Source organism: Mesorhizobium sp. AA23 (assembly GCF_001672435.1).
In the GTDB taxonomy this organism is placed as follows: domain Bacteria; phylum Pseudomonadota; class Alphaproteobacteria; order Rhizobiales; family Rhizobiaceae; genus Mesorhizobium.
The window spans coordinates 366,926-380,525 of record NZ_LYTP01000023.1 but is presented as its reverse complement, the minus strand read 5'-3'; the positions used below and the strand labels follow the sequence as shown (position 1 = coordinate 380,525).

The 13,600-nt window shown below is 62.0% G+C and carries 10 protein-coding genes; 2 read left to right on the top strand and 8 right to left on the bottom strand.

Features of this window, described 5'->3' with window-relative positions:
• Position 1: 1 nt before the first annotated feature.
• Both A9K66_RS18450 and A9K66_RS18445 read right to left on the bottom strand, forming a co-directional pair.
• Entirely contained in the window at positions 2-682 is a 681-nt protein-coding gene (locus A9K66_RS18450) for a redoxin domain-containing protein (RefSeq protein ID WP_067326351.1), read from the bottom strand.
• 19 nt (positions 683-701) lie between these two features.
• On the bottom strand, positions 702-4,004 hold the full coding sequence (locus A9K66_RS18445; protein ID WP_067326348.1) for an adenylate/guanylate cyclase domain-containing protein: 3,303 nt from the start codon (positions 4,002-4,004) through the stop codon (positions 702-704).
• A gap of 244 nt (positions 4,005-4,248) precedes the next feature.
• Here A9K66_RS18445 and A9K66_RS18440 point away from each other — a divergent pair, with 244 nt between their 5' ends.
• The gene (locus A9K66_RS18440) at positions 4,249-6,021 is read left to right on the top strand and encodes an adenylate/guanylate cyclase domain-containing protein (protein WP_067326345.1); all 1,773 of its coding nucleotides are present in this window, start codon (positions 4,249-4,251) and stop codon (positions 6,019-6,021) included.
• A gap of 79 nt (positions 6,022-6,100) precedes the next feature.
• On the opposite strand, the gene A9K66_RS18435 is transcribed toward A9K66_RS18440, so the two are convergent.
• From A9K66_RS18435 to A9K66_RS18425, 3 genes are all read right to left on the bottom strand, one after another.
• Complete coding sequence (locus tag A9K66_RS18435; protein WP_067326342.1) at positions 6,101-7,486, bottom strand: hypothetical protein; 1,386 nt, start codon at positions 7,484-7,486, stop codon at positions 6,101-6,103.
• Between the two features lie 201 nt (positions 7,487-7,687).
• Entirely contained in the window at positions 7,688-8,212 is a 525-nt protein-coding gene (locus A9K66_RS18430) for a GNAT family N-acetyltransferase (RefSeq protein WP_067326339.1), read from the bottom strand.
• A gap of 74 nt (positions 8,213-8,286) precedes the next feature.
• Entirely contained in the window at positions 8,287-9,111 is an 825-nt protein-coding gene (locus A9K66_RS18425) for a hypothetical protein (RefSeq protein WP_067326336.1), read from the bottom strand.
• A 203-nt stretch (positions 9,112-9,314) separates the two neighbouring features.
• Between A9K66_RS18425 and A9K66_RS18420 the strand changes: the two genes are divergently transcribed.
• A complete protein-coding gene (locus A9K66_RS18420) occupies positions 9,315-10,730 on the top strand; it encodes an adenylate/guanylate cyclase domain-containing protein (protein ID WP_067326333.1) in 1,416 nt (471 codons plus the stop codon).
• 20 nt (positions 10,731-10,750) lie between these two features.
• Here A9K66_RS18420 and A9K66_RS18415 read toward each other — a convergent pair whose 3' ends face one another.
• The 3 genes from A9K66_RS18415 to A9K66_RS18405 form a co-directional block, all read right to left on the bottom strand.
• On the bottom strand, positions 10,751-11,230 hold the full coding sequence (locus A9K66_RS18415) for a class I SAM-dependent methyltransferase (RefSeq protein WP_067326330.1): 480 nt from the start codon (positions 11,228-11,230) through the stop codon (positions 10,751-10,753).
• 191 nt (positions 11,231-11,421) lie between these two features.
• Positions 11,422-12,603: an ABC transporter permease gene (locus A9K66_RS18410; RefSeq protein WP_066994099.1), complete on the bottom strand. Its 1,182-nt coding sequence runs from the start codon at positions 12,601-12,603 to the stop codon at positions 11,422-11,424.
• Positions 12,600-13,598, bottom strand: a complete 999-nt coding sequence (locus A9K66_RS18405; protein WP_066994096.1) for an ABC transporter permease — start codon at positions 13,596-13,598, stop codon at positions 12,600-12,602. The genes A9K66_RS18410 and A9K66_RS18405 overlap by 4 nt, the downstream gene beginning before the upstream one ends.
• Positions 13,599-13,600: the final 2 nt, after the last annotated feature.

Below are 13,600 nucleotides of genomic sequence, written 5' to 3'. Positions count from 1 at the left end.
TCTATTGAACGACCTGGGACACGGCTGACATCAGCTCCTGCGGGTTTGGCGCCCCAAACATGTATCGCCCACCCTCTGGAACCTCCGTGAAGCTCCAGCGGACCACCCCCTGCCGGTCCAGCAGGAATTGACCGATCAGTTGTCCGTGTCCCGTTGCCATCATCTGCTGGTCGGCCTCGGTCACTTCGTACTGGTCCTTCTTGTCGAGGAATTCGCTGGCCGCAAAAGGATCCATGGGAGCGGGCAACTCGCCTGGTATGTCGACCCGCATATCCTTTGCCGCTGCCATCGAGACCTTGTACGGCCAGTTCGTGTCGTCCTGGGTAAATTCAAGATTGGGCAGTCCAAAAGCACGATGCGAAGCGCGTTCAGGGTCCGAAGCCGCAAGCAGATTCGGCATCGGGTGGTAGCGGAAATAGAGACGAGCCCGTTCGATCGGCGTGTTGACCACCGTCAGGCTTTCCACCCCCTTTTCGCGCAGTTCCGGATCAAGCCGCGCCTGGGCGGCGATATGGCGTCGGCAAAACGCACAATGCAGACCTCGAAACAGGCCAACCAGCACCGGTTTTTGTCCGCGGAAGTCGTCAAGCGCGATCTTGCCTTCCTGGGTTATGGCGTCGAGCACCACGTTCGGCGCACGATCGCCTGGCTGAAGCGGTACCAAGTCAATACGCGCGGACATTGTTCAACCTCCCACCCGGCTAGTCGAGAAAAGGCAGCACCACAAGCGCTTCCGGGTCTAGCCCGTGCTGGGCGCATATACCCTGCGCCAGGGAAAAGTAGCGTTCGGCCTCGGCCAGATTGTCGAGGTCGAGATTAAGCGTTGCCAGACCATCATAGCACGGAAACAGCAGTTGGGGTTCACTCGTTTCGCGCGCTACGTCCAGTGCTTCGTGGAACAAGCCAACCGCCAGTTCCGGACGACCGTTGCACTGGTGGATCTGCGCAAGCACGATCAACGGCACCGGCAGGTGCTCGCGCTGGTCGAGTGCCCGGTCGATCTCGATGGCCTTCTCGGCAGCAGGCACGCCCTCCGTTGGGCAACGATCCGTGAAAGTACAACAAGCAACCGCCAGGTTCGCGAGGAGGCGCGCCTGAAAGCCCAAATCACCAATATGGCGCGCCGCTTCAAGACCGCGCCGACAGACCTTTATCGCCTGTGCCGGATCGATGGTCGTGTAAAGCACGCCGAGATTGGTGTAGCCGCGGCAGGCCGTGCCCAGCAGGCCGGCGGCTTCGGCCAATTCAATGCTACGCTCGATCTGGCGTACCGCTTCAAGGTTTCGCCCAAGGCGAGCCAGCGCGACAGCCTTGGTGTTGAGCGCCTCGGCGGTCACAAGAGTGGCGTCACGCCCTTCCTCGGAGACATGCTCCGTTGTCAGAGTGCGTACGCCATCCAGCGCCGCGTCTGCCCATTTTGCTGCGCGAGCGTGATCTCCGCTACGGAACGCCTGTCGGCCACGTTCTTGCCACAGCTGCGCCTGCTCGATCGGGGCATCCGCTCCTTCGAGCAGCGCTGCGGCTTCCGCATAGCGGGATTCTGCGTTGTCCCGCTTGCCGACGTCCCAGAGCAGCCGACCGATCTTGCGCAAAACTCGTGCCGACGCGACACGATTGCCTGACTCCCGATATGCCTGCAGCACCGTTTCGTAGTGCTGGTGCGCGACCTCGCGGCGGCCTACCGGGCCGCTCAAATCGGCAATGCGCTCCGCGATTGCCAGTTTGAGCGGCGTTTGCCCGATCGCGCTCAACGCAGTCAACGCTCGCTCGTAGAAACGAAGGGCGTCGTCGTTGGCGTATATCATGCGAGCGCGATCGCCCGCCGCCTGCAAGTAATGCGCGCCTTTCTCCCGCTCCGCGCTTTGCGCGAAATGATGACCGAGCACGGTCAAATCCTCGAGCCGTTCCGGCTTGTCGCCACACAGCTGCTCCAAGGCGGCACCGACCCGCCCGTGGATATCGGTCCGGCGTTGCAACAGCAGATTCTGGTAGATCACGTCCTGCAGCAACGTTTGCGTAAAGCGGTAGCTTGGCGACGAGATCGAGCCTGATCCGGCGACCTCCTCGATGATTTCGGCATCGCAAAGCAGTTCGCAGCCGGCTTCCAAGCGGCCGGGTTCGGCTGTCACGGCTTTCAAAAGTGTGGCATCGAAGCGCGGGCCGATCACCGCGGCTTCCTGGGCCAACCGGCGCACCTCCTGGGGCAGCCGGTCGACCCGGGCAAGCAGCATTGCCTGGATAGTGGCGGGAATGCCGGTTGCGACTTCGCCTGGCGCAGTCCGCCATCGCTGGCCCTCGCGCACCAGCACGCCGCGATCGATCAGGCCGCGAACGATCTCCTCTATAAAAAGCGGGTTGCCGCCGGCGCGCTCGAGGATCTGGTCGACAAGCCCGCCTGCGGACTTTACCCAGCTCTCACCGAACAGCGCCGCCAGCAGCCCGCGTCCGTCATCAGTGTTGAGCGGCGAAAGCCTGAGCGCTGTGTGACTGACCCGACTTGAGTCGAGCTGGTCGTTGTCCGGCGCCGGACGATGCGTGACCAGCAACATCAACCGCGTGCGTTCCAACCTGTCCATCACGAAACGCAGCGCCTCGAGCGACACGGCGTCGGCCCAGTGCAGATCTTCGACGACAATCAACAGCGGCGACAACGCAAGCCGCCGTTCGATGATCGTGCGGACTGCGTAGAGAATTTGCCTCCGCAGCTGCTCGGGCTCGACATGCTGCAAGGTGGCATCGGGGTCGCCAAGGCCAAGCACATGGTAGAGCAAAGGCATCAGCCGCTTCGCCTCCTCGCCCTGCAGGCCTAGGTCGGTCAGCAAGCCTCCGAGCTTCGCCCGCATTTCATCCCCAGTATCGCTTTGCATCATCCCGGCAGCGCTGCGCACCACTGCGCCCAAGGCGCCAAAAGATTGTTCGCCCAGCGGGGAGCATGTGGCCTGCCGCACGGCGACGTTGCGAAAACGATCCTCGTCGCCGACGCGGGCGACGAACTCCTTCACCAGCCTCGATTTCCCGATACCGGCTTCTCCGACGAGGCGAACAAGTTGGGCCGAACCGCCGCACGCCTGGTCAAGGCTGGCCAGCATTCTATGGAGCTCCGCACCACGACCTATGATCGGCGCGCTGAGGCCGAGCGCCTCGAGCCCACGCGCTGCACGCGGCAACGCAAGCGGTGCGTCCAGTCGATGGACGAGCACACTGCCTGCTTTGCCGCGAAGCACAACATCGCCCAGCGGCTCGAAAGAGAAGGCATGCCGGGTCAGCCTGTGAGTGAGTTCGCCCACCAGAACCTCACCAGGTGCGGCCAGCGATTGCAAGCGTTGCGCCGTATTCACGGTATCGCCGGTGACCGAATAGGATTTGGCGGTGCCGATGCCCAATCCGCCGGTGACGACCGGACCAGTGTTTATGCCGATGTGGAGCAACAGAGGCGAGCCGGAGTGGGGAGCGCTTTCGCCGAGCCGCGTCGTCCGGGCCATCATGTCGAGAGCGGCGCGAAGCGCACGTTCCGGATCGTCTTCATGCGCGACCGGCGCACCGAACAAGGCAAGCAATGCATCGCCGATGAATTTGTCGACGAAACCGCCAAAGTTTCGCACGGCTGCCGTCAATTCCCTGAACAGTTGGTTCTGCAGCGCTTGCATCACCTCGGGGTCGAGCTGCTCGCTGAGTGTCGTGAAGCCGCAAAGGTCGGCGAACAGGACCGTCACCGTCCTGCGATCGGCTTCAGAGACGGGATGGAACCCATCATCTTCGCTTTCGATGTTCGCGGGCAGCGACGGCGTTCGAGAAGGCGGCACAATGGTCCGGCTCGGTGTCGGAGCAGGCCGTTCGACGGCTTTTGCCGTCGCACCGACGCTTGCCCCACATTTCGGACAGAACTCGAAATCAGGTGCGCACAGATAGCCGCAACTGGCGCATGGCACGGGCTGGCGCCTGCCACACTTCGGACAGAAGGCGAAACCGCCCTCAACCTCGAAACCGCAGCCCGAGCAGTCCATCGAGCAAGACCTCACTGGAGCCATGACGGCGTGATCTCGCCACGCACTTCACGGCCGGGGTATTCAAGCAAGAATGAACCGTTAGTCGTCGGCCAGCAAGCGGCAGCGCAAATGGGGCATCGAGCGATCGGTCCAGGCCCGGTGGCAGAGCGCTGCCGACTCGCGCGTCTGCGTAGCCGTCGTCCACGAAAATTCCCTCTTAGCCTCCGCCTTCCTGCTATTATGGAGCCGAGGACACGTGCCCATGAGCGAAAACCGGAAGCTGGCCGCAATCCTGGCTGCAGATGTGGTTGGATACAGCCGGCTCGCGAGCGCGGACGAAGATCGTACTTTGGCGAGGTTGCGGGCACTGCGCAGCGACCTGATCGATCCGATCATCGCAGTCCACAACGGGCGGGTAATCAAGCGCACCGGGGATGGAGCGCTGGTCGAGTTCCGCAGCGTGGTGGATGCCGTGCGCTGCGCCGTTGAGGTTCAGAACGGCATGGTCGAGCGCAATGCCGGCGTGCCGCAGGACCGCCGCATCGAGTTCAGGATCGGCATCCATCTGGGCGATGTGGTCGAAGAGAGCGACGGCGACCTGATGGGCGACGGCGTCAACATCGCCTCGCGTTTGGAGGGCGTCGCGGCGCCCGGCGCCATCTGGCTGTCCGAGGATGCCTATCGCCAGGTCAAGGCGCGGCTCGACCTCTCGGTCAGCGATCTCGGCAGCACACAGCTCAAGAACATCGCCGAGCCGATCCGGGTCTATTCGCTGCAAGTCGGCAGCGCCGGGACCAAGCCGGCCGCGACCCCGGAAATCGCGGCAAGCCGGCCCGCGACGGCAGCGCCGCCGAAACTGTCGATCGCCGTCCTGCCGTTCGCCAACATGAGCGGTGACGCCGAACAGGATTACTTCGCCGACGGCATTTCTGAGGACATCATCACGGCGCTGTCCAAACTGTCGCAGCTCTTCGTCATCGCACGCAATTCGTCGTTCACCTTCAAGGGGCAGAACGTCCATGTGCAGGAGGTGGGCTCGAAGCTCGGCGTGCGGCATGTACTCGAGGGCAGCGTACGCAAGTCGGGGAACAGGGTGCGCATCACCGCGCAGCTCATCGATGCAACCTCGGGCGGTCATCTTTGGGCAGAGCGGTTCGACCGCGATCTGACCGACATATTCGCCGTGCAGGACGACGTGACGCAGCAGATCGTCGGGGCGTTGGCGCTCAATCTGACCGAGGGCGACCGTCAGCGGCTGGCGCCCGAGTATGCGCGCAACACGCAGGCGTATGACTATTTCCTGCGGGGCCGGGAGCTGTGGCACCGGCTGACGAATGAGACGAACGTCGCAGCCCGCGACCTCTTGCAACGTGCCATCGAACTGGACCCGAAGTTTGCCTCTGCCCACGCCTTCCTCGCTCTCACGCACGGGCTCGATTACCTGAACAGGTGGAGTGCGTCGCCGCCGGAATCGATGGCGCAAGCGGAAGAGGCCGCAACGCGAGCGGTGACGCTGGATGACAGCGATCCCTGGGCGCACTGGGCGCTGGCTATCGTCAAGCTGTATACACGACGGCACGATGAGGCCATCAACGAGGCCGAGCACGCGATAGCCCTCAATCCGAACTTCGCCGAAGGGCACGTGATCCTCGGCGAGGCGCTGCACTATTCGGGCAGATCCGAACAGGCGCTCGAGAGTTACGCCCGGGGCAAGACCTTGAATCCATACTTTCCGGATGTGCTTCTGCATTTCCAGGCTTTGGCATCGTTTCAACTCGGAAGGTACGAAGAGGCCGTTGCCCTCTTGCTGCAACGGCTGGCTCGCAACGCTGTCACCGATGTCTCGCGCGCGCTTCTGGCCGCCAGCTACGGCCATCTGGGCCGTTTCGCCGAGGCCCGCGAGGCATGGCAGGAGGTGCTTCGCGTCAATCCCGACTATTCGCTGGACTACCGACGCAAGGTCTTGCCCTACAAGAACCCTGCCGATTTCGAACTCATCGTGGACGGGCTCCGCAAGGCCGGTATCGTGCAATGACAGGTGAGGCCATGTCAGGCAGGCCTTGAACTGCGGCCGATCGCGATGGACTCTCCGCGAATAAAACCTGATGCGAAGCTCAGGTCGCCTTGATCTCTGCCTGGCCGACCTTGCGCCATCGGGCGTCTTCTCGAACCAGTTTCAGGTCGTCGGTCGTCTCGGCAAGTGTTTGCAAGCGATACTGCCGCAGCAGATCCGGGAAGAGCGCCCCTTGCGGCAGGCCGGCAAGCTGCTCGCGGACCGAGATCTTTTCATCGATGACCCGCACGCCCCAGGCATTTCCCCGAACCTGCAGCTCCTGAGCCAGATCGCGCTCTTCCGGCGCGTTCTCGTCAAGCGCCGCCAGCAGGATCGAGTGGAAAAGCGCCATATACCCAATCTGTCTCAGCCCGCCCACAACCCGCACCCGCGGCAATATGGCAAGAACCAGGAACGTCAGGAACAAGTTCGGCAGCAGCACGCCTTCCCGTAGCGCCTGCTTGAGATGCGTTCGCTCGAACGGGATGGAAAGACCATGCGGCCGGTCGGGCTCGATCAGGTGGCCGTTCTCGAGGACGAGCTTGCGCACGCGCTCGTCGCGGATGCCCCAGAAATAGGCTGTGGCATTGGGCAAGAACCTGCCAAATGGGCTCGCTGCGGTCTCTTGCAAGGCACGTTCGAGACGCTGGCGCCTCGCGGGCTCAAAGAGCAGCCTGGAAAGAAGGCTGCCGTCATATTCCAGATGCCGAGCCATGGCGGCCGCGGCCAGCCGATCATCGATGAAAACCGGCCGGGCCATGTCGGAACCATCCCAATTGGCGACCAGATCCTCGTTGAGGGCTGTGACCGCGTCGGCCGCGGTTGCAAACCTCTTGTCGCGGCTGGCAAGCAGTGTGCCCAGCCAGCGGCTGGCATCCGTTTCATCACCCACCGCTTCGAGCGCGCGTTTGTTGAGGAAGACGGGACCGGCCGCGCACGCGCTTTTGCGGCACAGCTTGTGGCGTCCGATGCCAAACAGGTTGACCTTGTCGTCGCCGACATCGAGCCATCCGGGCCCCTCCCGGCCGATTGTCTCCATGGTCATCGTCGTTCCCATGAAGCAGAAGAAGGCCGAGAGCCCGCTTTCGACCGCGCCGAGCCAGGCAAGCAGGAGGGCATCGAAGGTGATCCGGTCCATCAGAAGCAGACAGTGCAGGCCGGACTGAATCACCGGTCTGTGCTCGAACGCTTCGAGGGCCTTGCCGACCTCTTCAGGCTGCATGATCGCCCCAAGACGCCGATGCAGCACGTCGCGCAGGATCGAGCGGGCAGCGATCGCCGGACCCGATGCAGGCCTTGCCACCGGCCGCCACAGATGGCGGGCGTAATCGGAAACCGGTGCGTTCCAGTTCTGCTCGATGTCACGCACGACCTCCGGGCAGAGCAGCGACAGCACAGCCAGAATTTCCGCTGGAGGCGCAGGGATTGGGTCAGCCACGGCGGTCATTGGTCCGTCTGGCGCCTCGCGGTGCAAACGCCAAGGGAGACCAGACTTCCTGGATGCGGCCGGCCCACACATGGATCGTCAACTCGATCAGAACGGTGTGAGACGAAGTTATCCTACAGAGCTCTCCATCGGCAACCGCCAGTTCGCCGACTCGGCTTGGATTGCTAGATTGGCCAAACAGTTAAGACCGAACAGCGGACCTCAGAATCGCAGCCGGGCCATGCTGAGGAGGTCGTGGTACTGGCCGTCGGTAAAGCCGGCCTTCACATGCCGACCTTCGACCTCGAAGCCATGGCTTTTGTAGAGGCGCATGGCCGGTTCGTTGTCGGCGTAGACGGTCAATTCGACCCGCTTCAGAGCGCGCCAATTGTCGGCCACGTCGAGCAGCGCGCCAAGTATGGCAGAGCCGATGCCTTTGCCGACAAAGGCATCGTCAAGACCGATATTGATCTCGCCGATATGCGAACGGCGCGGCGAACCCTGCACGACCAGGCTGCCATGGCCGACGACCCTGCCCTCCACCTCCGCAACGATCCAGGTGGTTTCCTGGCCGGACTTGGCGATGCGCCGCTCCACCTGCTCCACCATCTCGAAAGGCATCCTGAGCGTGCCCCAGCGGAAGCCCGGCATGTTGAAGATGGCGCAAAGCGCCTCCGCATCGCTTAGCCGAACGGATCGGAGCTGCGGCTGGATTTTCTCGGGGGATGGCGAGGTTGTGCTGGTCATAACGTTCCCGGCGAAGGCAATCGGCACGGTACGATGCACCCTACGTCACCTGAAAATCCAGCCGTCTCTGCAACCTATGATGCCGATTGCGAGCTGAAATACCGAGTGGCGGCGAAGAGTTTGAAGACGCCGCTGATGCCGATCCAGGCGAAAAGGGCGAGCCAGCACAATGTCCCGATCGCCGCCCAGTCGATCCGGTGCACCGCAGCGTCGGTGATGACGAGTCCAACAATGGCAAGCAGGCCAACCAGCAACTGCGCCAAGCCCAGCACCAGCAGTTCCTCGCGCGGCGCGCTTCTCCAGACGACATATATGCCGCCCGCCCCCGCGAGGAAGATGGCGCTGTAGACCTGAGCGTGGAAGCCATCGACCGGCCATGGCCAGAAGCTGCCGAATGTCAGGGGGAACAGCAAGAGGCCGACGCCATAGACCCCAAGGATTGCCGATTCCACCGGCATGTAGCCGCGCCATGCGGGCCTTAAGGTCACGCCTTTTGCAGAAGGACGGGCCCTGGCCCGCCACAAGAACAGCCCGGATACCGCGACCGAACCAAGATAGACCAGAAACCAGAGCCAGGGCGCTTTGCGTCCGAAGTTGAAATAGCCAAGATTGATGAACGAGGCCAGCGACACGATGACGGTGAAGATGAGCGCCATGACGAGCACGAGCCTGCCGGGCGACCAGCGATTCCAGAACAGCAGCGCCGCCATCACGACCATTTCGGCGGTGTAGAAGCCACCAAGGAAGCGGGCATTGAACGGGGTGACGGCCCACGGCCAGCGCGGCTTGACCAGCACGGGCGCGAAGAACAGGCCGGCGCCTACGGTCAGGACGATAATGACCACCAAGGAAAAGAGGCGCAGGGTGCCGGGAAACGGCGGATTGTCGGATGTCGGCATCGGGTAGCCCGCATAGATAAATGCCCATGGATCATCATAGTGCCGGTTGCGGCCGGCGAAAATCCACCAAACGGACTTGAGGTATCGCCCGGCTTGTCTATTCGAATGGCCGTAGGGTCGGTTTCGAAGTAAAATGGCGCAGTCGGACCAGGACCGGTCCGGTCAACACGTTTCGGCGGCGCATTTCTTCCGGAGCCTGCACGATGAACGAAGCTCAGGATCTGTTCTCGCTTCTGCGGCAATCGACCGATGTCGATCCGCGGGCAATCGATGCGATCAAGCGAACCATCGCGGAGGGCAAGGACCGCGAGCTTTGCCGCATCAATGCTCTAGCCTTCGCCAGCAAGCATGGCCTCGATGTGGAACGCGCCATAGGCGCCTTTCTGCATGCGGCGCGCGTGGGCCTCTTCGACATTTCCTGGAATGTTCTATGCCCCGGCTGTGGCGGCGTGCTCGACAGCAACGCCACGCTGAAAACCCTGCAGAAGGACGAATATACCTGCGCGCTGTGTTCCGAAGGCTATTCACCGACCCTCGACGAGATGGTCGAGGTGACATTCACGGTCAGTCCTCGCGTGCGCAAGATTGCCGCCCACAATCCACACGAACTGCCGTTGGTGGAATATTTCCGCCAGATCTACTGGGCGTCCGGCGTCGACCTGCCGGAAGAGGATTTCGCCAAGACGATGGAAGCGTTCTCGCTGGAGGATATCGAGCTTGCGCCAGGTGAAAAGGCTGTTCTGCCCGTACAGCTTCCGTCCGAATTCATCATCGTCTTCGAGCCGGTCACCCATTCAGTGCAGTTCATCGACGTCAAGGGCGAACCGACAAGAGAGCGCCGAAGCCTCTCATTGGTCTTCGACCGCGAGCATGTCCAGAACCAGACGCTGGAGATGCAACCCGGCCCGTTGCGCATTTCGCTGGAAAACAGGACCGACACCCGCGTGCTGCCGACGGTCTTCATCGCCGGCCAGGAATTGCATGATCTCCTGGGCAAACGCCGGCCGTTCCTGACAGCCAAGCGCCTGCTCACCAACCAGACGTTCCGCGATCTCTATCGCACCGACACGCTCGACATCAACCAGCGCCTGAAGATCACTAGCCTCACCTTCCTGTTCACCGACCTGCGCGGATCGACCGAGCTTTACGAGCGGGTGGGCGATCTTTCAGCCTTCGATCTCGTGCGCGTGCATTTTCAGGTCCTGCACGAGATCGTTGCGTCGGAGGCAGGCGCGGTGGTGAAGACGATCGGCGATGCGGTGATGGCGACCTTCGCGACGCCGGATCGTGCGATTGCCGCGGCCCTCAGGATGCGCGACGCCATGCGTGCGCTCAATGAGAAGAGCGGGCGCGAGGATCTGCTGCTCAAGATCGGAGTCCATGCCGGCCCGTGCATTGCCGTGTCTATGAACGAGCGACAGGACTATTTCGGCCAGACGGTCAACATTGCTTCGCGGGTCCAGAATCTTGCCAACGCACAGGCGATCTTCGCCACGCGCGCGGTGGTCGACGACAATCTCACCGCCGATCTATTGCACAGGAACGCGCTGACGCCCGTGCCACACGAGGTCTCGCTGCGCGGCATCGAGAGGGAGATAGCGGTATACACGATCCCCTGAAGACTTGGGCGTTGAGGACCTCAGACGCGCCTGCAGACAAAATAACGATCGGCGGGTACCGAAGGCGGCAGTGGAAGGCGTTGCAACTGCGGGTGATCGAGCGGCGTGCCGCTGACCGCAATGCCGCCGACGCGAAGCAGGCGCGCGGTCAGTTCCGGAAGCCAGGTAGACGTCACCGCATCGCGATCTTCATAGCCGGTCCCGATGTCGGCATGAACAAGAGCGGCCTCGATGCCAATGAACCTGCTTGCCGTCTCGCGGATTTCGCCGAGCACGAGGTTTTCAGCTTCGGGTATCGAGCTGGCGTGTGCGGCAAGTGCGCGGTCGAACGCCACGATCCGTCGGCCGGGCAGACGCTCGCGCAGATGGTGGAACGTCCGGCCATTGCCGAGGCCGAGTTCAAGGATGGGACCCTCGATCTTCGCCACCTCCGCGCAGACTTGATCGAGAATGTCGCGCTGTGCGGTCAGCCTGCGGATGAAACTTTCGAGGCGACTCATATGCGTTTGTGTGTCCTGAACCAGCTCAAGAGACCGGCAATGCCCGCGACCAGGATGAAGCCCGAGAGCAACGTGTTAGCCCGATCCGGCGTCGCCGCATATAAAGGCGAACGTTCAACACAGCAACAACCGAACAGGCCCCCGACGAACCGGGTGGAGTCTGCGGCTTGGCGGGCGGCGGACTGGCGATGTCACTTGTAGGGGTCTGCAGCGTCCCGCAAGCCGTCGCCGAGGAAGTTGAACGCCAGAATGACGAGTATGACGGGGAGGATCGGCAAAAGTAGCCATGGATAAAACGCGATCACACTGACGCTGCGCGCCTCGGTGAGCAGGATGCCCCAACTGGTTATCGGTGCCCGCAGCCCGAGCCCGAGGAAGCTCAGCGCCGTCTCGCCCAGGATCATGCCGGGTATGGAGATCGTCGCCGTCGCGATCAGATGCGACATGAAGCCCGGAATGAGGTGCCGCCGGATAATGCGGCCGCTGCTGGCGCCCATCAATTGCGCGGCCAGAACGTAATCCTCCTCTCGCAACGCTAAAAGCTTTGAACGCACGGCCCGCGCCAATCCGGTCCAGTCGAGCAGCCCGAGGATGACGGTGATGCCGAAATAGATCAGGATGGGACTCCAGGTTATCGGCATGATCGCCGCCAGAGCCAGCCATAGCGGAATGCTGGGGATCGATTGCAGAACTTCGATTATCCGTTGAACGATCAGGTCGAAGATGCCGCCGTGATAGCCGGCCAGTCCGCCGATGACTATGCCGAGCAGGAAGCTGAAACTGATGCCGACGAGGCCGATCGTCAGTGAAATGCGTGCACCATAGATGATGCGCGAGAGCACATCGCGCCCCAGCCTGTCAGTGCCGGCCAGGAAGAGCTGGCCGTTTTCGGCAGGGCAGACAAAATGCCTGTCACCTTCGATCAGGCCCCAGAACCGGTAGCTGTCGCCCTTGCAGAAGAAACGGATCCGCTGAACATCATCCTGTTGGTCGATGTAGTTCCGCTTCAGCGTGTCCATATCCAGCGTCATTTGGCGGCCGTAGACGAACGGCCCGACGAACTGGCCGTTGTGGAACAGGTGCACCCGCTGCGGCGGCGCATAGATGTAGTCCATGTTGCGCGTGTGCAGATTGTAGGGCGCCAGGAACTCGCAGATCAGTATCGCGAAATAGAGCACCGCCAGGAATATGCCGGATACAAGAGCAAGCCGGTGCCGTCGAAATTTCCACCACATCAGCCGCAACTGCGACGCCTGAAAGACCTTCGACTGCTCCGGCGTCATTGCCTCGACCGACTGCAGGTCAAAGGGCGCGATGGAAACATAGTGTTGCAGCGGAGCACCCGGGGCGGGAAGTGGCGATTGCGTGTTCATTTGGTACTGCCGCCCTGCAAACGAATTCGTGGATCAAGCAGTGCCAGCGCCAGATCGGAAATCAGCACGCCGATGACCGTCAGGAAGGCGAGGAACATCAGGAACGACCCTGCCAGATACATGTCCTGGCTTTGCAGCGCCTTGATCAGCATCGGCCCGGTCGTTTCCAAAGACAGCACGATCGCCGTGATTTCGGCACCGGAAATGATGGCCGGCAGGATAGAGCCGATGTCCGAAATGAAGAAATTGAGCGCCATGCGCAGCGGGTATTTGACCAGGGTCCTGAAGGGATGAAGGCCCTTGGCGCGCGCCGTCACGACATATTGCTTGTGAAGCTCATCGAGCAGATTGGCGCGCAGCCGCCGGATCATGCTTGCCGTGCCCCCGGTGCCGATGATCAAGACCGGGATCCAGAGATGGGCGAGGATCGACTTCGCCTTGGCCCAGCTCATCGGCTCGCCGAGATATTGCTGGTCCATGAGATGGCCGACGGACGTGCCGAACCAGATATTGGCGAAATACATCAGGATCAGCGCCAGCATGAAGTTCGGGATGGCAAGGCCGAGAAGGCCGAAGAAAGTCAGGCCGTAGTCGCCCCAGCTGTATTGATGCGTGGCCGAGTACATGCCGATCGGAAAGGCGATGAGCCAGGTGAAGAGGATCGTCACGAAGGAAACCAGCACGGTCAGCCACATTCGGTCCCCGATCACGTCGCGAACCGGCAGCTCATATTCGAAGGAATAGCCGAAATCGCCGTGCAGCATCCCGCCGACCCAGTAGAAGTAGCGAATGACCGGCGGCTTGTCGAAACCATAGTCCTTCCGCATCATCTCGATGCGGTCGGAATCCACCGCTTCGCCCTGGGCCCGAAGCTCGGCAACATAGCTGTCGAAATAGTCGCCTGGGGGAAGTTCGATGATCGTGAACACAAGCGCCGATATGATCAGCAGCGTTGGAACCATTACGGCGAGGCGCCAGACAATATATCGAAGCACGC

Excerpts from the sequence above, each read along its gene's own strand:
- A9K66_RS18450 (WP_067326351.1), bottom strand. The coding sequence starts at position 682 with ATGTCCGCGCGTATTGACTTGGTACCGCTTCAGCCAGGCGATCGTGCG.
- A9K66_RS18445 (WP_067326348.1), bottom strand. The coding sequence starts at position 4,004 with ATGGACTGCTCGGGCTGCGGTTTCGAGGTTGAGGGCGGTTTCGCCTTC.
- A9K66_RS18440 (WP_067326345.1), top strand. The coding sequence starts at position 4,249 with ATGAGCGAAAACCGGAAGCTGGCCGCAATCCTGGCTGCAGATGTGGTT.
- A9K66_RS18435 (WP_067326342.1), bottom strand. The coding sequence starts at position 7,486 with ATGACCGCCGTGGCTGACCCAATCCCTGCGCCTCCAGCGGAAATTCTG.
- A9K66_RS18430 (WP_067326339.1), bottom strand. The coding sequence starts at position 8,212 with ATGACCAGCACAACCTCGCCATCCCCCGAGAAAATCCAGCCGCAGCTC.
- A9K66_RS18425 (WP_067326336.1), bottom strand. The coding sequence starts at position 9,111 with ATGCCGACATCCGACAATCCGCCGTTTCCCGGCACCCTGCGCCTCTTT.
- A9K66_RS18420 (WP_067326333.1), top strand. The coding sequence starts at position 9,315 with ATGAACGAAGCTCAGGATCTGTTCTCGCTTCTGCGGCAATCGACCGAT.
- A9K66_RS18415 (WP_067326330.1), bottom strand. The coding sequence starts at position 11,230 with ATGAGTCGCCTCGAAAGTTTCATCCGCAGGCTGACCGCACAGCGCGAC.
- A9K66_RS18410 (WP_066994099.1), bottom strand. The coding sequence starts at position 12,603 with ATGAACACGCAATCGCCACTTCCCGCCCCGGGTGCTCCGCTGCAACAC.